The following is an 18,248-nucleotide window of genomic DNA, read 5'->3' as shown; positions in this document are numbered from 1 at the left end:
GGGGCTTCGGCGCCGCCCGCCTGCGCGGGAGCGAGGACAACGACCCGTATCGCCTCGAGGGGGGACGGCCCGTTCCCTCCACCAACAACGCCGGTGGGGCGCTCGGGGGCCTCTCCACCGGGGCGGCCGTGCTCTTCCGCCTCGCCGTCAAGCCCACCTCGAGCATCGGCCGCCCCCAGGACTCCGTCGACCTCGTCTCGGGCGAGCCCGCGCGCCTCGGCGTGAGGGGACGCCACGACCCGTGCATCGCCCCGCGCGCGGTGCCCGTCGCCGAGGCCGTCTGCGCCTTGGCGCTGCTCGACTCATGGCTCGCCTTCCCCCCCGAGGGCGCGCAGTTCTCGCTTGGCGAGGGAAGGGACTAGACCATGGAGGACCTCGCCCGCCTGCGCGAGCGCATCGACGCCATAGACCACCAGATGCTCGCGCTCTTCCAAGAGCGCATGGACTGCGCCGAGGGCGTGGCCGCCTACAAGAGGGAGAGGGGCCTTCCCATCCTCGACCGCTCGCGCGAGCGCAGGGTGGTCGCCTCCGCCGCGGCCGAGGTGCCACCCGAGCTGAAGTCATACGCCGAGGTGCTCATGCAGCTCCTCATGGAGGCGTCGCGCATGCGGCAGGGGGAGCGCAACTACGACACCGGCCCCATCCTGGACCGCGTCGACGCCGCGCTCAAGGACGGCCCGGGCTACTTCCCCCAGGACGCCTACGTCGCCTGCCAGGGCGTCGAGGGAGCCTTCTCCCAGATGGCCTGCGACCGCCTCTTCAAGCACGCCGACATCAGCTTCTTCGACAGCTTCGATGCGGTCTTCCGCGCCGTGGAGGAGGGCTACTGCGAGTTCGGCGTGCTCCCCGTCGAGAACAGCACCGCCGGCTCGGTCAACCAGGTCTACGACCTCATGATGCGCCATGACTTCAAGGTGGTGCGGAGCTGCCGGCTCAAGATCGACCACAACCTACTCGCCAAGCCGGGCTGCGGCCTCGAGTCGATCTCTGACGTCTACAGCCACGAGCAGGCGCTCAGCCAGTGCGAGGGCTTCCTCTCGTCCCTCCATGGGGTCCGCACCCACGTGGTGGAGAACACGGCCATCGCCTCGAGGATGGTCGCCGAGTCGGAGCGCGACGACGTGGCCGCCCTCGCCTCGCGCTCCTGCGCCGAGCTGTATGGGCTCGACACGCTCGCTCGCAGCGTCCAGGACCGTGACAACAACTACACGCGCTTCGCCTGCATCACGAGGGACCTGCGCATCTACCCCGGCGCGGACCGCAGCTCCCTCATGCTGGTCGTGAGCCACGAGCCCGGCTCCCTCTACCGCGTGCTCTCGAAGCTCCATGCGCTTGACATCAACATCCTCAAGCTCGAGAGCCGGCCCATCCCCGACCGCGACTTCGAGTTCATGTTCTACTTCGACGTCGAGTGCCCCGTCGGGGCGCCCGAGCTCCGCCGGCTCCTCCTGACCCTGGGCGACGTTTGCGACGAGGTCCGCTACCTGGGAAGCTACTCGGAGGTGGTGTAGGTGGCGGCCGGGTCGGGCGGTCGCTTCGGCCTCCTGGGTAGGAGGCTCGGCCACAGCTGGTCGCCCACGATCCACGCGGCGCTGGGGCTCCCCTCCTACGAGCTCTTCGAGCGGGAGCCCGAGGAGCTCGACGACTTCCTCCTCCTCGGTGGCTGGCAGGGCCTCAACGTGACCATCCCCTACAAGAGACGGGCCTTCGAGCTCGCCGACGACGCCACGCCCGAGGCGCGACGGCTGGGCGTGGCAAACACCCNGGGGACGCGCGCCTCGTCGCCCGCCTGCTGGGGCTGCTTCCGCCCACCGCCCCCTAGCCCCGCTCGCGCGCAAGGTGCCACGGCACCCTTCCCTTGTGGGCTAAAGTCTGTATGTCGCACCGTCCGACGGCGAGCGCCCTGCCGCCATCGGACGAAGGATCAGGGAGGTTCGCGCATGACCAGCAGGGAGACGGCGTCTGAGGTCCTCGACCTCGTGGGGGGCACCCCCAACGTGACGGCAAACACGCTGTGCATGACGCGCCTGCGCCTCGTCGTGAGGGACCCGTCCCTCGTCGACAAGAATGCGCTCTGCAAGGTCGAGGGCGTCCTAGGCATCGTGGGACGCGGCAGCGACGGCATCGAGGTGGTCTTCGGGCCCAACTCGGTGGGCCAGGTCTTCGAGTCCTTCGCAGAACTCACCGGGCTGCCCGCGAGCTACGAGACCCCCTTCGCGGACCTCAGCCATGGCGGGAGCCCCCTGCAGGTGAGCTTCACCCCCAGTAGGCGCTCCTCCCACCCCGACGTGGCCACGCCCGCGGCGGACCCCGTCCCCCGTCAGGTCGAGGCTGCCGTCGGCGAGCGTCACTCCCGCCCCAGCTTCAGCGACCCGGCCTTCCACAGCCACCAGGCCGAGGGCGCCGATGAGATCGAGGCGCTCCTGAGCGGCATGGACGACGCGACCCAGGCGGATGACTTCGACGGCTACGAGGACGAGGACGGCCCCCACCTCCTGGTCATCAACGGGCCCAACATCAACATGCTGGGCATCAGGGAACCGGGCATCTATGGCCGGGAGGACTTCGCCGCCCTCCTCGAGCTCTGCGCGGACGCGGCTCGCGAGGAGGGGTTCGCCCACTGCGACTGCTACCAGTCAAACCACGAGGGCGACCTCGTCGACGCCATCCAGGACGCCTACGGGAGCGCGGACGGCATCGTCATCAACCCCGCGGCCTACACCCACACCTCGATCGCCCTGCTCGACGCGCTCAAGGCGGTCGGCATCCCCGCGGTCGAGGTCCACATCTCGAGGCTCGAGGAGCGCGAGGACTTCCGCCAGCGCTCCTACGTGCGCGCCGCCTGCATCGAGACGGTCTCGGGCATGGGGATAGGGGGATATCGCGAGGCCATCCGCATCCTTGCCGACCACCTGGGCATCACCCGCGGCTAGCCGCGGGACGGCCGGGGCAAGGAGGTCTGGCCAAGGGGCGCGCCCCTCTCGGTCGCGCCCGGCTCGCGTCTCCCGCGCCCTCCCTACCAGCGCCGGCAGCTCCAGACCGCGGCGTCACTCACCAGCACGTCGACGGCTATGTCGTGCTCGTCTGCGGGAAGGGGGTTCCCGCTCACCTGCATGCTGTGGGCGAGCCCCACCTTCGTGCCCGGGTACACGGCGAGGAAGTTGTCGTAGTAGCCCGCGCCGTAGCCGATCCGGTATCCGTCCGCGTCGAACACGAGACCGGGAACGAGGCAGACGGAGCCCAGCATCTGCCGGGTCGTGAGGGGCTCCCCCTCCGCCGGCGGCTCGAGGGCGCCGCGCGCTCCGGGGCGAAGCCCGTCGAGGCTCGTCACCTCGAAGAACTGGAGCGACACCGACCCGGGCACGCATCGCGGCAGGGCGACGCGCTTCCCGTCCGCCCAGGCGCGCTCCATGATCGGGCGGGTGTCTATCTCGTCCCTGAAGGGAACGTACGAGAGCAGGAGCTGCGCCTCGGCATAGGTGGGAAGGGCCAGGAGGTGGGCTCGTATCTCAGCGTCCAGGCGCTCGCGATGGCTTGGCGCAATCCGGTCACGAATCGCCAGGTAGCCCTCCCTCAGAGCGCTCTTGCTGGCATCCTCGCCGTAACTGCTCGCCATGGTGCTCCCCTCTCGCCTGCCAACACTACAATATTGGCACATCGCGCAGCCTGATGCGCATGCGAAGCGCCATGGAAACCGAAGGGGGCATGTGTCCACCAGCAGAACGCTCGAGGTGGACGGGCTGGAGGTCGAGCTCGTCCGGGGAGACGTGCGTCGCGTCAACCTCAGGGTGNTCCCGCGCCCTCCCTACCAGCGCCGGCAGCTCCAGACCGCGGCGTCACTCACCAGCACGTCGACGGCTATGTCGTGCTCGTCTGCGGGAAGGGGGTTCCCGCTCACCTGCATGCTGTGGGCGAGCCCCACCTTCGTGCCCGGGTACACGGCGAGGAAGTTGTCGTAGTAGCCCGCGCCGTAGCCGATCCGGTATCCGTCCGCGTCGAACACGAGACCGGGAACGAGGCAGACGGAGCCCAGCATCTGCCGGGTCGTGAGGGGCTCCCCCTCCGCCGGCGGCTCGAGGGCGCCGCGCGCTCCGGGGCGAAGCCCGTCGAGGCTCGTCACCTCGAAGAACTGGAGCGACACCGACCCGGGCACGCATCGCGGCAGGGCGACGCGCTTCCCGTCCGCCCAGGCGCGCTCCATGATCGGGCGGGTGTCTATCTCGTCCCTGAAGGGAACGTACGAGAGCAGGAGCTGCGCCTCGGCATAGGTGGGAAGGGCCAGGAGGTGGGCTCGTATCTCAGCGTCCAGGCGCTCGCGATGGCTTGGCGCAATCCGGTCACGAATCGCCAGGTAGCCCTCCCTCAGAGCGCTCTTGCTGGCATCCTCGCCGTAACTGCTCGCCATGGTGCTCCCCTCTCGCCTGCCAACACTACAATATTGGCACATCGCGCAGCCTGATGCGCATGCGAAGCGCCATGGAAACCGAAGGGGGCATGTGTCCACCAGCAGAACGCTCGAGGTGGACGGGCTGGAGGTCGAGCTCGTCCGGGGAGACGTGCGTCGCGTCAACCTCAGGGTGAGGCCCGACGGCAGCGTGCGCCTGAGCGCCCCGTCGCGGGTGCCGGCGGACGAGCTCGCCCGCTTTGTCCGTGCCCATCGGGCCTGGGTGGACGGTTGTCTGGAGCGCAACGGACTCAGGGACAGGGCCGAGCGGGAGCACTGGCAAGACGGCGGCGCGCTCGACCTCCTGGGCGAGCGGGTCTCCCTCAGGGTGGAGCCGGCGGCCGGACGGCACACCCAGGTCGAGAGGGTCGCGGGCGAGCTCGTCGTCCGTCCGCACGCGCCTCGGCCGGACGGCCTGGGCAAGCCTGGCCTCGCCGATTGGCGGCCCGCCGGCGAGGAGCTGCGCCAGCTCCTCCTTCCCTGGCTCAAGGACGAGCTCGTAAAGGCGGCCCTTCCCCTCCTGGAGCGACGTCAGGAGGAGATGGGCGTCCGCTGCAGCCAGCTCCGCGTGCGCTGGATGAGCAGCCGCTGGGGCTCCTGCAACGTGCGCACGGGCGCCATAACCCTCAACGCCGAGCTGGCCCTGCGGCCCGAGGCCTGCCTCGACGCCGTCGTGTGCCACGAGCTCTGCCACCTCCTCGAGCCCAGCCATGGCGCGCGCTTCTACGCCCTCATGGACCGCTGGTGCCCCGGCTGGCCCGAGGCACACGCCGCCCTCAGGGAGAGCCCGCCCATGCGCTAGCCGCCGCACGTCGGCAGCAGGTCGGGACGCGACGGCCCCCCTCGCGTCCCGCTGGCGCCGGCCTGGGGCCTTGCCGTACCATAGGGGGGTTTGCAGACACGACGCGAGGGAGCACCCATGCCCAACGAGGGAAGCTATGAGGCCGCGCTCAGGCGCAGCGACCAGATACAGGAGGACCTCGAGGTCCACCCCCAGAGCTACAACATGCTCACGGGCGACCGGCCCACCGGCAGGCTCCACCTGGGCCACTACTTCGGCACCATCCGCGAGCGCGTGCGCCTGCAGGACATGGGCGTGCGCACCAACATCATCATCGCCGACTACCAGGTGATCACCGACCGCGACAGCACGGAGCACATCCAGGACAACGTCTTCAACATGGTCATGGACTACCTGGCCTGCGGTATCGACCCCCAGAGGACCATGATCTTCGCGCACTCCGCCGTCCCCGCCGCCAACCAGCTCATGCTGCCCTTCCTCTCGCTGGTGACCGAGGCCGAGATGGAGCGCAACCCCACCGTCAAGGCCGAGCAGGAGGCCTCGGGCCACGCGCTCACCGGGCTCCTCCTCACCTACCCCGTGCACCAGGCCTGCGACATCCTCTTCTGCAAGGGCAACGTCGTCCCTGTGGGCCGCGACCAGCTCCCCCACATCGAGGTCACCAACAAGATCGCCCGCCGCTTCAACGAGCGCTATGGCAAGGTGTTCCCCAGCGTGGCGGGACTCCTCACCTCCACCCCCCTGCTCCCGGGCCTGGATGGTCGCAAGATGAGCAAGAGCTATGGCAACGCGATCTCGCTCAGCATGAGCGCGGACGAGACCGCGCGGCTCATCAAGAAGTCCAAGACCGACTCGGAGCGCAACATCACCTTCGACCCCGAGGCGCGCCCCGGCGTGGCGGCGCTGCTCACCACCGCGGGCATCTGCACGGGCCGCGACCCCAAGGAGATAGCCGACGAGATTGGCATGGGCGGCTCCGGCCAGCTCAAGAAGTACGTGACCCAGGCCGTCAACGACTACTTCGCCCCCATCCGCGAGCGAAGGCACGCCTTCGAGCAGGACCTGGACTACGTGAGGGACGTGCTGCGCGACGGCAACGCCCGCGCCAATGCCATCGCCGACCAGACCCTCGACGAGGTGCGCGAGGCCATGGGCATGGTCTATTAGGACCTCGCATCCCCACGCGCCGGCAACCCTCCCGCCCCGCACCAGTCCTCGGACATCGGCGCGGGGCGGGACTTTTTTCTGTGCGACTCCCCCACCCGCGACGTGCAGGTGTTCCCGTCCCACCCCGCTGCTAGCCTAAGGGTCAGTTGCAGTACAGATGTTCGTATCTGTGGAGAGGGGCACAGGAGCCGTGTACGTGACGCCACCCCACGAGGAGGACCGCGCCTACGTGGCGGTCTCGTTCTTCGTGGACACCAACGGGAACCAGGAGTTCACGGCCCTCCACTGGCCCTACCAACCCCACGCCTGCAGCCTGCAGGTGACTTCCACGAGGGAGGTCTCGCCCGCGCCACGACCGGGGGTGCGCCCCTTCCGGGCTTGGGAGCTCGTGCTGGGGCGCAGAGGCGCGAGGCGCACCGTCTTCTTCGAGGACGGCCGCTACTTCGTGCGGAGGGGCCACCTCAAGCCCTTGGGGGCCGAGGTGCAGCTTCGGCCCGCCTAGCCTCACGTAGGGCGGCAAGGGCCATAGAAACCGAGGGGTACCCCGCCCCAGCACGCTCGAGCGAGATACCCCTCGTATCGTCCAGTTGCCTGGGCGTCAGGCCATGGGCAACAGGCGGCCTACAGGACGGGGCGGCCGTGGCGCGCCAGGAGCTCCTGGGCGGCCGTGCAAGCAGCGCAGTCGCAGTAGTGGGCGCCCTCGGCCTTGCGCTCCTGCTGGTGGACGAGGAGCTGGGAGGCCGCCTCCTCGCCGAGGAGCTCGCGCGCGGGGCCCTCGGCAAACGAGATGACCTCGTCTATCGTGGTGTGGTGCTCGTCCAGCGCGTCGAGAAGCTGCTTGGTCTGCGCCTCGAGCGCGACGTCGTCGAGTCCGCCCGCAACGGCGTCCTTCCAGGCCCGTGCGGCCTTGATCGTGCCCTCGGAGCTCGACGAGGCGGCGAGCAGCTCGTCCACCTTCTGGGCCGTGTAGTCGAAGAGTTCCTTGTCCATGTCGTGTCCCCTCTCGTTCGGTCTGCTTGCTTGTGCTTAGATGCCCGAGTCCCCGGGTCACCCGCGCGGAAACGAAGCGGGGTCGACGGGGCGCAGCCTCCGGGGAAGCTTCGACACCACGAGGAGGTAGGACTCCGTGACCAGCCTCCCCACCAGCGCGTCGTCCAAGTCGTCCCCCGCGCGCAGGCTCACCCAGTGCCTCTTGTTCATGTGGTAGCCGGGCGTGATCGAGGGGTAGGCATGCGTGAGCTCGAGCACGTCGTCCGGCTCAGCCTTGAGGTTCACGAGCTGTCCGCCGTGGTCGGTCAGGAGGGCGAACCACTTGCCGCAGACGCGCACGTCCTCCCATCCGTCAGAGAAGCAGCCCGCCACGCTCCCAGGCAGCTCGAGCGCGCTGTCAAGGGCCACCCTGTAGAGCTCCTCGCCAGTCATGCCAGCTCCTCCCTGCCTCCGCCCACGAGGACGGGGCTTCCCCTCTTGCATCTTAGGCCTCTGGGAGGCCCGCGCACAAGAAGAGGGAGGGCGCCCCGAAGGACGCCCTCCCAGCCGAAGCACGATGTGGGTCTGACCTACGCGGCCGCGGGGATGGCCAGCATCGCGATGGCGAGGATGACCATGGAGGCCACGGCGATGGTCGCGACGACCTTGATCGCGAACTTGACCCAGGTGCCGTACTCGATGCGCGAGAGGGCCAGGCCACCCATGATCGCGCCGTTGGTCGGGGTGATCAGGTTCACCGCGCCGGAGGCGGCGGAGAAGATCATGATCATGACCGCGGGGTTGAAGCCGAGCTTGACGGCAAGGGGCCCCATGATGGGCATGGAGACGGTCGCCATGCCGGAGGTCGAGGGGATGAGGAAGGACAGGACGAAGTAGAGCAGGTAGGAGCCGATGGTGAAGACGATTCCGGAGGTTCCGGAGAGGCCCTCGGCGGCGGCGTTCAGGAAGTAGTCCGAGAGACCGGTGGAGCTCATGAGGACGGAGACGCCACGGGAGACGGCGATGATCAGGACGACGGACATCATGTCGCCGGCGCCGGCCATGAACTCGTTGACGATCTCGTGCTCGGAGAGGCCGCCCACGATGCCGATGATGATGGCGAGGAGCAGGAACCAGGTGGTGGACTCGGCGAAGTACCACTGGCCGAGCGGAGTGCCGGTCAGGAAGGCGGACCAACCGGCGTTGTCGGTGACGGAGGAGCTGAGCTCGCCGGTGACGGACTCGGGGCTGAGCGTCAGGTCACCGAGCTTGTCGCTGCTGTACTGCTCGACGATGTCGGCGGCGGTGACCTCGGTGGTCTCGTCGTGAGAGGCGGAGCCGGCCACGAAGGCGTCGACGCCGAGGTCCTCCCAGGGCACGAAGCCGATGATCATCACGAGGAACGCGGCGGCGAAGAAGACCAGGACGCCCTTCTGCTTGCCGGTGAGCTCGGCCTTGACGGCCTCGCCCTCGCCCATGCCATAGGACTCCTCGGCGGAGGCGAGCTCGGAGGAGCTCATGAGGGTGCGGGAGGGATCGGCCTTGACGGACTTGGCGTACTGCAGGACGAAGAAGACGGCGATGGCCCAGGTGACGAGCATGAGGACGAGGCCAAGGCCGATGACCACGGCCTGGTCGACGGCGATGCCCATGTCGACCAGCGCGGAGGAGGCGATGCCGGTGGCGAAGGGGTTGACGGTCGAGCCGAGGCAGCCGACGCCGGCGCCGAGCAGGATCATCATGGCGCCCGTCAGGGAGTCATAGCCGGCGGCCATCATGGTCGCGGAGAGCAGGGCGTAGAAGCCGACGGTCTCCTCGCAGAAGCCGTAGGTGGAGCCCAGGACGGCGAAGAGCAGCATCAGGATGGGGATGAGCTTGAGCTCGTTGCCGTTCATCTTGCGCACCAGCGCGTTGATGCCGGTGGTGAGGGCCTCGGTCTTGTTTACGATGCCGAGGAAGCCGCCCAGGACGATGACGAAGAGGCAGACGTCAATGGCATCGCCGAAGCCCTTGACGGGAGCCATGACGAAGTCCGCCAGGGTGGCGCCGGTCACGGCGTCGGTCGACCCGGAGAGGATGACCGTGATGACGGCCACGACCGCCAGGAGGATGAAGATGATGGAGAAGGACGAGAGCATCTCCCTCTTCTTCTTAGGCTGCGCTGTCGAATCTGACATGACCGCAACTCCTTTCGGCGTCCAAGACGCCTGTCGTATGGAACAGAAAACCTTGCGAAACCAAAACTGAACAGAAATCCCGCAAGTTCTCCTAAGATTGTACAAATCTTGAATGCGGGGGCAAATCGGCAAAGGGTGAGCGTTATTCAATAGTCCCCGAATGGTATGACGCTGCCAGTCATCTTTAACAAGAACCCTTTGCCAGATTTCACACCCTTTCAAGCTCATGGACTACTGGACTTAGGGCAACAAAGTCGCAGTTTGGATGGGGTAAGGATCTTGCTCTGACCAAAAGTGAAAGACAAGCGACGCTTCTGTATCCACATATGCTCCACAATCAACAAACTGCATATATTCGTGAATCTAAACGTCGCATCGCAAAGAAAAACTGATAGGACGACTGCAAAAAAGTAAGGGAGGGAACCTTCTCCCCCCACCAGAAAAAACCTCCCCGCCAAATGGCGGGGAGGTCGGGGCGGAGCCGTCTAACAGAGGGTGGCGTACATGACCGCCTTGATGGTGTGCATGCGGTTCTCGGCCTCGTCGAAGACGCGGGACCGCGGCCCCTCGAAGACCTCGTCGGTGACCTCCATCTCGGTGATGCCAAACTCCTCGGCGACCTCCTTGCCGTGGGTGGTGTTGGTGTCGTGGAAGGAGGGCAGGCAGTGCTCGAAGATGGCGGTGGGCTTGGCCTCGGCCATGAGCTCCTTGGTCACGCGATAGGGCGAGAGGAGCTTGATGCGCTCACCGAAGAGGTCGTAGGACTCACCCATCGACACCCAGATGTCGGTGTAGAGCACGTCGCAGTCCTTGGCGCCCTCGTGGGGATCCTCGGTGAGGACGACCTCGCAGTGGTTCTGCGCGGCGATCTCGCGGCAGGTGGCGACGAGCTCGTCCTCCGGCATGCGCTCCTTGGGTCCGCAGGCGCAGAAGTTGATGCCGAGCTTCGCGCAGACGACCATGAGGGAGTTGGCGACGTTGTTGCGGCAGTCGCCGAAGAAGGTCAGCTTGCGGCCGCGGAGGTCCTGGCCGAACTCCTCCTGGGCGGTGAGGATGTCAGCGAGCATCTGCGTGGGGTGGAAGTCGTCGGTGAGGCCGTTCCACACGGGCACGCCGCTCTTCTCGGCGATCTCCTCGACCTGGGCCTGGCTGAAGCCGCGGTACTCGATGCCGTCGAACATGCGGCCGAGGACGCGGGCGGTGTCCTCGGTGGACTCCTTGTGGCCCATCTGCGATGAGTTGGGGTCGAGGTAGGTCACGCCCATGCCGAGGTCGGAGGCGCCGACCTCGAAGGCGCAGCGGGTGCGCGTGGAGGTCTTCTGGAAGAGGAGGACGATGTTCTTGCCCTCGAGGTAGCGATGGGGCACGCCGGTGCGCTTCATGTCCTTGAAGTTGGCGGAGAGCTTGAGGAGGTAGCGAATCTCGTCGGAGGAGTAGTCGAGGAGCTTGAGGAAGCTGCGGCCGCGGAGGTTGACGCCCATGCGTTGTCCTTTCTGTCTGCCGGCGACCTCATGTCGCCGGCACCTAAAAACCGGGGTGACGAACCGATGTACAGCCCGAATCCGGAGACGACGGGGTCATCTCCGGATTCGGGGGATTGCCTAGGAGGCTAGATGTCCTCGCGGGCGAAGGGCATGCTCATGCAGCGGGGGCCGCCGCGGCCGCGGGAGAGCTCGGCCGAGGGAACCACGAGGAGGTCGAGGCCCTCCTTGTAGAGCACGTCGTTGGTGACGGTGTTGCGCTGGTAGACGCAAATCTTGCCAGGTGCGACAGCAAGGGTGTTGGAGCCGTCGTTCCACTGCTCGCGGGCCGCCGCGACGGGGTCGCCGCCACCGCACTTGATGAGCTTGACGGCATCGAGGCCCATGGCCTTGGCCAGGACGTGCTCGAGGGTGTCGTTCATCTCCTCGATCTTGACCTCGCCCTCAGAGGCGCCCTTGGTGAGCTTGAAGACCTGCAGGGTGCCCATGATGCCCGGGTGGATGGTGAACTTGTCGACGTCGATCTGCGTGAAGACGGTGTCGAGGTGCATGAAGGCACGGGACACGGGGATGTTGAAGGCATAGATCGTGTCAATCTCGCACTCGTCGCCCTTCTCCCAGAACATGTGCTGGGCGAGCGCGTCGATGGCGGCTGCCTGGGTGCGCTGCGAGATGCCGATGGCCAGGGTGTGGGCGTTGATGTTGAGGACGTCGCCACCCTCGGTGTGGTAGGCGGAGTCGCGGCGGTACCACAGGGGCGCGTCGTTGTAGTCGGGGTGGTCGCGGAAGATGTACTTGCCGAAGAGGGTCTCGCGGTTGCGGGTCACCGAGAACATGTGGTTCAGGTTGACGCCCTTGCCCACGATCGCGAAGGGGTCGCGGGTGAAGTAGGTGTTGGGCATGGGGTCGATCAGGAGGTCGGACTCACTGTCCTGGTCATAGCCCACGAGGTCGGCAAGGAGGTTGCTCGACTTGGTGGGAAGCTCAAGCTCGTTCTTGCGGATGCCCGCGATGCACTTCTCGACGAAGGCCTGGGTGTCGGTGATGGAGTCCATGAACTCCTTGACGGTGGCGCGGGTGTGGGTGCCGCGCAGACCGGACTCGTCGAGCCACTGCTCGGTGAACTCCTCGCGGGAGCCGGCGGCGTCCAGGGCCTCGGCGACCAGCTTCTCGAGGTACAGGACCTCGGCGCCCTGCTCGCGCAGAATCTCGGCGAAGCGGTCGTGCTCCTGCTGGGCCACCTCGAGGAAGGGCACGTCATCGAAGAGCAGACGACCCAGCTCGTCGGGGGGAAGGTTGAGAAGCTCCTCGCCAGGGCGGTGAAGCAGGACCTTCTTCAGGGGGCCAATCTCGCTGTGGACATAAAGCCCGTTAGCCATGGTTCCTCCTACTCTTTCTGTGCCAGCACAGTGTCTGGCACTAGACCGATAGTCCTCTCGCACGGGAGGCATCCCGGCGAGACCAGAATAACGCCAAGACAGACTATATCCAATCAATTTATGCGTCTCACCCACAATCGCGACTTTCGCGGGAACGGTCCCTTTGGATCCCTAAGCGGTAGCACCATTATTTCTTGCTTTGATTATCACCTATATTTACCTGCTATTTTATGATTTGGCAAAACTAATTTTCTGATTTCCTAAATTATTTTTTGAACTTAAGACGCCTATTCACCCCCTTGACTCAATCTAATAAACCTTCCATAAATATACTATAGATTTTCATTTTCATTCATCACTGCGAATCACGCCACTCCGGGCGGGAGGCGGGCGGTCGCCAGTTGCTAGAATCTTCTGGGACCCGGGAGTGACCGGGACACGAGCCTTGGAGGGAAACCGGTGGCAGAAGAGGTGCGAGGGGAGCTCACGCTCAGGGTCGAGAGGATGGCCTACGGGCCCGACTCCGTCGCCCATCGCGACGACGGGAAGGCGGTCTTCGTGAGCGGTGGCGTTCCCGGGGACCTGGTGCGCGCACGCGTNCCTCTTCCCCCAGACCTTCCACGTCGAGTGCGTGACATTGCTGTCGAGGGCCCGGGGCTGAGGCCCGAGGGCCTCTAAGAGGCCGGATGGTGCCTTGGGGCTCGTGCTGTGGGCCGGACGCCGCAGGGGAAGTCGGAATCTGGGGGTGGCAGATGGGGATAAGGGAGTACACGGACTATCGCGAGGACGAGATACAGCCGCTCTATGATGCGGTGGGCTGGACGGCATACACGAGAGACCCCGCAGCTCTGCGAAACGGCTTCGTGCATTCTCTGCTGGTTTTGGCCGCTTACGAAGGCGACGAGCTGCTTGGCGTCATCAGGGCCGTCGGCGACGGCTTCACCATTGTGTTCATCCAGGATGTCCTGGTCTACCCCGAGAGGCAGCGGCAGGGAGTCGGCACGGCACTAGTCGAGGCCGTGCTCGACCGCTATGGCGACGTGCGCCAGATAGAGCTTGCGACCGACGACAACGAGAAGACCAAGGCCTTTTATCGGTCAATGGGGTTCCGTACGCTTTCGGAGCTGGGCTGTTGCGGATTCATGAGACGCTGATGACCTTCGGCCGCCACGCCCAACCCGAAGTGGGCCCATGCGTATGGCGTCCCTTTTGGACGGACGAGCCCCAGTGGCTCGCGCGCTACCCACATTGGCACTAGCGCTCCGGGCGAAGTAATAGTACAAAGGGGTCTAGAGAACTTGGGTAAGGGGCCTGGGTTCGGATTCAGAGTGAGAGGAAACCACCATGAAGGCAACTGTGAACGAGGATTGCATCGGCTGCGGTCTCTGCGAGTCCACCTGCGCCGAGGTCTTCGCCATCGGTGACGAGGGCGTCGCCGAGGTCATCGTCGACGAGGTCCCCGAGGAGAACGAGGACAGCGCCCAGGAGGCCGCCGACAACTGCCCCGTCAGCGCCATCACCGTCGAGTAGCACAGCTACCAACGAGCGTGACGCCCGGGAGCCGCTGACGCGGCTCCCTTTTTCTTGGAGGAACAGCATGCGCATCGCACTGGGATCTTCTTCGCCCCGCCGCCGCCAGCTGCTGGAGGAGGCGGGGTTCGAGCTCCTCGTGCTCCCACCTGAGGTCGACGAGACGCGCCAGGAGGGAGAGTCTCCCGTCGCCCTCGTCGAGCGCCTCGCGAGGATGAAGGCACAGGCCTGCCTTGCCCTCCCCCAGCTCCAAGCACCCGGGCGCTCCGGCTGCCAGGCCGTGGTCGCCGCGGACACCGTCGTCTGGATGCCCGGACGGGACGTCCTGGGCAAGCCTAGGGACACGCATGACGCGGCCCGCATGCTGAGGGAGCTGTCAGGGCGGGAGTCGCGGGTCTCGACCGGCGTCTGCCTGGCAGCGCTGCCCGAGCACGGCTCTCCCCGCCCGGCCTCCTTCGTCGAGACGACGACCGTGTCCTTCTGGGAGCTCACGCGCACCCAGATCGATGCCTATGCCCAGAGCGGTGAGCCGCTCGACAAGGCCGGTGCCTATGGCATTCAGGGGCGCGGCCGTTTCCTGGTACGCTCTATAGCCGGTGACTACCAGAACGTCGTGGGGCTTCCCGTCTCCCGGCTCGTCCGCGAGCTCTCGGACCTGCTGGGCGACGAGGTGGACCTCGCGGCCCAAGTGCTAGGAGGAGCGCAGTGAGCAGGATCGACGGAGCCGCCTTCCCCATTGCGGGCGTGTTCGCGGCGAGCGTGTCGAACCACGAGGCGGGCACGGGATGCACGGCCATCGTCTGCCCCGAGGGGGCGACGGGGGCCGTGGACGTGCGAGGGGGAGCCCCCGCCACGAGGGAGACGGACCTCCTGAGGCCCGAGGAGACCGTGAGCAAGCTCCACTGCGTCGTGCTGTCGGGCGGCAGCGCCTACGGGCTCGCGGCGGCCTGCGGAGCGGCCGAGGAGCTCGAGCGCAGGGGCATCGGCCTCGACGTCGGGGTAGGCGTCGTCCCCATCGTGAGCTCCGCCTGCGTCTTCGACCTCGCCTGTGGTTCCCCCGACGTCCGTCCGGGGACGGCGGAGGGCGCGCTCGCCGTGGCCCGTGCGCTTGACGAGAGGGACCGTGAGCTCGAGGCGGGCAACCACGGCGCTGGCTGCGGCTGCACCGTGGGCAAGCTCCGCGGGCCCGCCCACGCGATGAAGGGCGGCCTAGGACGGGCGACCGCAGGCTCCGGCGAACTCGTCTGCTGCGCCATCGCCGCGGTGAACGCCTTCGGGAACGTGGTCGACCCAAAGGACGGAAGCCCCGTCGCGGGCACCCTGTCAAACGAGGGCCGTCCCCTCGACCTCGCGGGGTCACTCGCGGCCCACTCTGACCATGTGCCCTTCCTGAGGACCAACACGACCATCTCCTGCGTGGTGACCAACGCCTCCCTCACGAAGGCCCAGGCCACCAAGGTGGCGCAGATCTCCGCCGACGCCTACGCGCACGCCATCAAGCCCACCCACACCACCAACGACGGCGACACCATCTTCGTGATGGCGACCGGAGAGGTCGAGGCGACGGTCGACGAGGTGGGCATGCTCGCCACGAGGGCGCTCGAGGAGGCCATCGTGGACGGCGTCCGCTCCGCCGAGGGCGCCTACGGCTTCCCTGCCGTCAGCGACCTCGAGTGAGGTGTTGACAGGCCAATCGTCGTGCGACTAGGCCCATCCGCTTCGCAGGTGGGCCTTTTTACGGCTTGGCAGGCTAGAAAACTGCGCACGGTATCTTTCCAGAGTGAGGATCATCTGGGCAAACGTCACGCGTCTTCACAATTCGACGCTATCGTGCGCAGTTTTCCGCTTGGGTGCCCCGATGAGGCGGGCGTCCGCCAGGGACGGCTAGTTGAACTTGACCAGCCTCCGGGCGATGCGGTAGATGCCGACCGTGGCCCTTCGGCCACCCTCTCCGGGAAGGTTCATGGCGATGCCCACGAGCCCGTTGCGCGCCCTCCAGTACATGCGCGCGTCGAACTGCCGGAGCTCCTTCCAGAGCGAGTCGAGGTCGTCCATGGCGGAGGGATCGTCAGAGAGCTTCGAGAAGATGGAGCAGGCGGCCATCATGAGGGTGAAGTGGCCCACCATGTAGCTCCGCAGGCGACGGCTCGGTATGTCGTCGTAGAGATGGTAGGCGCGCATCATCACGCGGGTGACCCGAAGCTGCTGGTCGATGCGCGATACCATCACGTCCTCGTTCACCGACTGGTCCTCCCGCCCGATGAAGTAGCGGTAGAGGTCCACGTCCAGGTAGTAGAGGGTGCGGCAGCGCGGCAGGGGGACGTAGGCGTAGATGTTGTCCACGTAGAAGGTGTGCGCCGGCATGGGCACCCCTCCGTCGCGCAGCACGTCGGTGCGGTAGCAGAGGGCGTGCATCAACATGTTCTGGGCCATGTTGAAGTGGCCAATCCTGTCCCACCCGATGATCTTGCGCTTGGGAAGGGCGAACCCGTAGTCGACGACGTTCTGCTTGCCGTCCTCCGCATGCTCGTACACGTAGTTGGTCACCACGAGGTCGACGCGCGTCTCGTAGGCGATGAACTCGCGCAGGGTCTTGAGCAGGGCCTGGAGGGCTTCCTCGTCGACCCAGTCGTCGGAGTCGACGATCTTGAAGTAGGTGCCGTCCGCAGCCTCCAGGGCGGCGAGCACCGCCATTCCGTGCCCGCCGTTCTCCTGGTGCACGACCTTCACCAAGCCAGGAAAGCGGCCCTCCCACTCACGGGCCTTGGCCAGCGTGTCGTCCTTCGTGGACCCGTCGTCCACGATGACGATCTGGACGTCCTCGGCGTGGCCCGAACCCTCGAGAATGGACCCGATGCAATGGTCCATGTACTCGGCGGAGTTGTAGCACGGCACGCCAAAGCTGATCGTCTTCTTCTGACTCGTCTGCGACATCAATCGGACCTCGACCGGGACCCTCGGCTAGTGGTTGGAGATGATCTCGTCGGAGAGCTCGAGAGCGGAGGCGGTGACGCCGTCCATGTCGTAGTAGCGGTACTCGGCGAGACGACCCACCACGTGGAAGTTGACAAGCCCGCTCGTGCGGTCGCGGTAGCGACGGTAGAGCTCGAGGTTCTCGGGCTCATTGATGATGTAGTACGGGGTCTCGCCCACGCCGGGGATGTAGCTGCGGGAGTACTCGCGCATGATGGTCGTCTTGCCCGGGAGGACCTGGCCGGTGAGGTGCTTGAACTCCGTGATGCGGGTGAAGTTCTCGCTCACGGTGTAGTTGACGGTGCCCACGGGCTGGAACTGGTCCATGTCCAGGGTCTCGAAGACCATGTCGAGCGTGCGGTACGGCAGTGCGCCGAGGTCGAAGCCGTAGAGCTCGTCCAGGGGACCGGTGTAGATGACCTCGCCGCCAAAGGGCCTGCCGCAGACGTTGACCACGCCGTCCGCCGTGCTGAGGAGGTCCCGGGCGTCGACGCCCACGTAGACCTTGATCAGGTCGTGGTCGAGCATGCGCTCGAACATGGCGGTGTAGCCGTCGGCGGGCATGCCCTGGTTGGGCGCCAGGGGGAAGTAGCGGTCGTCGTCGCCCACGAAGACGGGAACGCGGCCCATGACGGAGGGGTCGATCTGGTCGGGCGTCTTGCCCCACTGCTTCATCGTGTAGTGCAGGAAGACGTTCTCGTAGACGTAGTCCGCCACCTCGGAGAGGTCGGGGTCGTTCTTCTCGCGCAGCTCCATGATGGGGACCTTCTTGTCCATGCCGAAGGTCGCGACGAGCTTCTGGAAGAGCCGCTCTCCCCTCTCCTCGCCGAAGGCGAGCTTGAGGGACGTGTGGTTGAAGGGGACGGGCATGAGGGTGCCATGCACGTCGGCGAGGACTTTGTGCTGGTACTCCGTCCAGTCGGTGAAGCGCGAGAGGAACTGGTGGGCGCGCTCGTCGGAGGTGTGGAAGATGTGCGGGCCGTACTTGTGCACCAGCACGCCGGCCTCGTCCTCGTAGTCGTAGGCGTTGCCCGCCACATGGCCGCGGCGCTCGAGGATGCAGACCTTGAAGCCGCAGGCCTCGGCCAGACGGCGCGCGCAGACGGCACCGGCGTATCCGGCCCCCACGACGATGGCGTCGAAGGAGGAGGGGTTGAAGTCGTCCGGAAGGCCTGCGTTGAGGTTCATGGTCGTTTCCCTTCGATGGGCGGCCCGCACGTGACGCGGGCGCTGCGCACAAATAAATCGAGTTGCAGGCCCCTGCCCGCGGCTCGATTCCTTGGTCGATTCTATCACGCCGCCCTATAATGGGGAGGATTGCACCCA

The 18,248-nt window shown here is 66.3% G+C and carries 19 protein-coding genes; 10 read left to right on the top strand and 9 right to left on the bottom strand.

The genetic code is table 11. The features are described 5' to 3' along the window. The 3 genes from BQ7388_RS00985 to BQ7388_RS00970 form a co-directional block, all read left to right on the top strand. A partial coding sequence (locus tag BQ7388_RS00985) for a chorismate synthase (RefSeq protein WP_129583212.1) occupies positions 1–362 on the top strand: 362 nt, incomplete at its 5' end. A gap of 3 nt (positions 363–365) precedes the next feature. Beyond that, entirely contained in the window at positions 366–1,511 is a 1,146-nt protein-coding gene (locus BQ7388_RS00980) for a bifunctional chorismate mutase/prephenate dehydratase (RefSeq protein ID WP_009279141.1), read from the top strand. Then, a complete protein-coding gene (locus BQ7388_RS00970) occupies positions 1,512–2,933 on the top strand; it encodes a type II 3-dehydroquinate dehydratase (RefSeq protein ID WP_083558157.1) in 1,422 nt (473 codons plus the stop codon). Positions 2,934–3,016: 83 nt separating this feature from the next. On the opposite strand, the gene BQ7388_RS00965 is transcribed toward BQ7388_RS00970, so the two are convergent. Continuing rightward, the gene (locus tag BQ7388_RS00965; RefSeq protein ID WP_062531241.1) at positions 3,017–3,616 is read right to left on the bottom strand and encodes a 5-formyltetrahydrofolate cyclo-ligase; all 600 of its coding nucleotides are present in this window, start codon (positions 3,614–3,616) and stop codon (positions 3,017–3,019) included. Positions 3,617–3,805: 189 nt separating this feature from the next. Continuing rightward, positions 3,806–4,405, bottom strand: a complete 600-nt coding sequence (locus tag BQ7388_RS00960) for a 5-formyltetrahydrofolate cyclo-ligase (RefSeq protein ID WP_062531241.1) — start codon at positions 4,403–4,405, stop codon at positions 3,806–3,808. Between the two features lie 91 nt (positions 4,406–4,496). Here BQ7388_RS00960 and BQ7388_RS00955 point away from each other — a divergent pair, with 91 nt between their 5' ends. The 3 genes from BQ7388_RS00955 (at position 4,497) to BQ7388_RS00945 (ending at position 6,915) form a co-directional block, all read left to right on the top strand. Beyond that, entirely contained in the window at positions 4,497–5,246 is a 750-nt protein-coding gene (locus BQ7388_RS00955) for a M48 family metallopeptidase (protein ID WP_062531243.1), read from the top strand. Between the two features lie 117 nt (positions 5,247–5,363). Continuing rightward, positions 5,364–6,413: a tryptophan--tRNA ligase gene (trpS, locus tag BQ7388_RS00950; protein WP_062531245.1), complete on the top strand. Its 1,050-nt coding sequence runs from the start codon at positions 5,364–5,366 to the stop codon at positions 6,411–6,413. A gap of 196 nt (positions 6,414–6,609) precedes the next feature. Next, complete coding sequence (locus tag BQ7388_RS00945; RefSeq protein ID WP_009279135.1) at positions 6,610–6,915, top strand: hypothetical protein; 306 nt, start codon at positions 6,610–6,612, stop codon at positions 6,913–6,915. A gap of 119 nt (positions 6,916–7,034) precedes the next feature. Here the strand turns inward: BQ7388_RS00945 and BQ7388_RS00940 are convergent, their stop codons facing one another. From BQ7388_RS00940 to arcA, 5 genes are all read right to left on the bottom strand, one after another. Then, positions 7,035–7,403, bottom strand: a complete 369-nt coding sequence (locus BQ7388_RS00940) for a hypothetical protein (protein WP_062531247.1) — start codon at positions 7,401–7,403, stop codon at positions 7,035–7,037. A gap of 57 nt (positions 7,404–7,460) precedes the next feature. Further along, complete coding sequence (locus BQ7388_RS00935; RefSeq protein ID WP_062531249.1) at positions 7,461–7,835, bottom strand: MmcQ/YjbR family DNA-binding protein; 375 nt, start codon at positions 7,833–7,835, stop codon at positions 7,461–7,463. Positions 7,836–7,972: 137 nt separating this feature from the next. After that, positions 7,973–9,559, bottom strand: coding sequence for a YfcC family protein (locus BQ7388_RS00930; protein WP_072499557.1), 1,587 nt, complete (start codon positions 9,557–9,559; stop codon positions 7,973–7,975). A 485-nt stretch (positions 9,560–10,044) separates the two neighbouring features. Continuing rightward, entirely contained in the window at positions 10,045–11,040 is a 996-nt protein-coding gene (gene argF, locus BQ7388_RS00925; RefSeq protein WP_072499556.1) for an ornithine carbamoyltransferase, read from the bottom strand. Between the two features lie 128 nt (positions 11,041–11,168). Beyond that, entirely contained in the window at positions 11,169–12,419 is a 1,251-nt protein-coding gene (gene arcA / locus BQ7388_RS00920) for an arginine deiminase (protein WP_062531253.1), read from the bottom strand. Positions 12,420–13,171: 752 nt separating this feature from the next. Here arcA and BQ7388_RS00910 point away from each other — a divergent pair. From BQ7388_RS00910 to BQ7388_RS00895, 4 genes are all read left to right on the top strand, one after another. After that, positions 13,172–13,573: a GNAT family N-acetyltransferase gene (locus BQ7388_RS00910; protein WP_072500404.1), complete on the top strand. Its 402-nt coding sequence runs from the start codon at positions 13,172–13,174 to the stop codon at positions 13,571–13,573. A gap of 190 nt (positions 13,574–13,763) precedes the next feature. After that, on the top strand, positions 13,764–13,949 hold the full coding sequence (locus BQ7388_RS00905) for a ferredoxin (protein WP_009279127.1): 186 nt from the start codon (positions 13,764–13,766) through the stop codon (positions 13,947–13,949). A 67-nt stretch (positions 13,950–14,016) separates the two neighbouring features. After that, positions 14,017–14,658: a Maf family protein gene (locus tag BQ7388_RS00900; protein WP_009279126.1), complete on the top strand. Its 642-nt coding sequence runs from the start codon at positions 14,017–14,019 to the stop codon at positions 14,656–14,658. Continuing rightward, positions 14,655–15,626 (top strand): P1 family peptidase, encoded by a 972-nt coding sequence (locus BQ7388_RS00895; protein WP_062531256.1) that lies wholly within the window; start codon positions 14,655–14,657, stop codon positions 15,624–15,626. The genes BQ7388_RS00900 and BQ7388_RS00895 overlap by 4 nt, the downstream gene beginning before the upstream one ends. Positions 15,627–15,833: 207 nt before the next feature. On the opposite strand, the gene BQ7388_RS00890 is transcribed toward BQ7388_RS00895, so the two are convergent. Both BQ7388_RS00890 and glf read right to left on the bottom strand, forming a co-directional pair. Continuing rightward, positions 15,834–16,883 carry a glycosyltransferase family 2 protein gene (locus BQ7388_RS00890; protein WP_009279124.1) on the bottom strand — a complete coding sequence of 350 codons (1,050 nt, stop codon included), beginning with the start codon at positions 16,881–16,883 and terminating at the stop codon, positions 15,834–15,836. A gap of 27 nt (positions 16,884–16,910) precedes the next feature. Further along, the gene (gene glf, locus BQ7388_RS00885) at positions 16,911–18,110 is read right to left on the bottom strand and encodes a UDP-galactopyranose mutase (protein ID WP_062531262.1); all 1,200 of its coding nucleotides are present in this window, start codon (positions 18,108–18,110) and stop codon (positions 16,911–16,913) included. Positions 18,111–18,248 lie beyond the last annotated feature (138 nt).

Origin of the sequence: Olsenella phocaeensis, assembly GCF_900120385.1 — a bacterium.
In the GTDB taxonomy this organism is placed as follows: domain Bacteria; phylum Actinomycetota; class Coriobacteriia; order Coriobacteriales; family Atopobiaceae; genus Olsenella_I; species Olsenella_I phocaeensis.
Note: the sequence above shows the minus strand (reverse complement) of the source record. Positions and strands in the feature narration are given on the sequence as shown.

What these genes read in the sequence shown, in the direction of transcription:
- argF (WP_072499556.1), bottom strand. Translation starts at nt 11,040, where the DNA reads ATGGGCGTCAACCTCCGCGGCCGCAGCTTCCTCAAGCTCCTCGACTAC.
- BQ7388_RS00900 (WP_009279126.1), top strand. Translation starts at nt 14,017, where the DNA reads ATGCGCATCGCACTGGGATCTTCTTCGCCCCGCCGCCGCCAGCTGCTG.
- arcA (WP_062531253.1), bottom strand. Translation starts at nt 12,419, where the DNA reads ATGGCTAACGGGCTTTATGTCCACAGCGAGATTGGCCCCCTGAAGAAG.
- BQ7388_RS00965 (WP_062531241.1), bottom strand. Translation starts at nt 3,616, where the DNA reads ATGGCGAGCAGTTACGGCGAGGATGCCAGCAAGAGCGCTCTGAGGGAG.
- BQ7388_RS00940 (WP_062531247.1), bottom strand. Translation starts at nt 7,403, where the DNA reads ATGGACAAGGAACTCTTCGACTACACGGCCCAGAAGGTGGACGAGCTG.
- BQ7388_RS00960 (WP_062531241.1), bottom strand. Translation starts at nt 4,405, where the DNA reads ATGGCGAGCAGTTACGGCGAGGATGCCAGCAAGAGCGCTCTGAGGGAG.
- BQ7388_RS00910 (WP_072500404.1), top strand. Translation starts at nt 13,172, where the DNA reads ATGGGGATAAGGGAGTACACGGACTATCGCGAGGACGAGATACAGCCG.
- BQ7388_RS00930 (WP_072499557.1), bottom strand. Translation starts at nt 9,559, where the DNA reads ATGTCAGATTCGACAGCGCAGCCTAAGAAGAAGAGGGAGATGCTCTCG.
- BQ7388_RS00905 (WP_009279127.1), top strand. Translation starts at nt 13,764, where the DNA reads ATGAAGGCAACTGTGAACGAGGATTGCATCGGCTGCGGTCTCTGCGAG.
- BQ7388_RS00980 (WP_009279141.1), top strand. Translation starts at nt 366, where the DNA reads ATGGAGGACCTCGCCCGCCTGCGCGAGCGCATCGACGCCATAGACCAC.
- BQ7388_RS00935 (WP_062531249.1), bottom strand. Translation starts at nt 7,835, where the DNA reads ATGACTGGCGAGGAGCTCTACAGGGTGGCCCTTGACAGCGCGCTCGAG.
- glf (WP_062531262.1), bottom strand. Translation starts at nt 18,110, where the DNA reads ATGAACCTCAACGCAGGCCTTCCGGACGACTTCAACCCCTCCTCCTTC.
- BQ7388_RS00890 (WP_009279124.1), bottom strand. Translation starts at nt 16,883, where the DNA reads ATGTCGCAGACGAGTCAGAAGAAGACGATCAGCTTTGGCGTGCCGTGC.
- trpS (WP_062531245.1), top strand. Translation starts at nt 5,364, where the DNA reads ATGCCCAACGAGGGAAGCTATGAGGCCGCGCTCAGGCGCAGCGACCAG.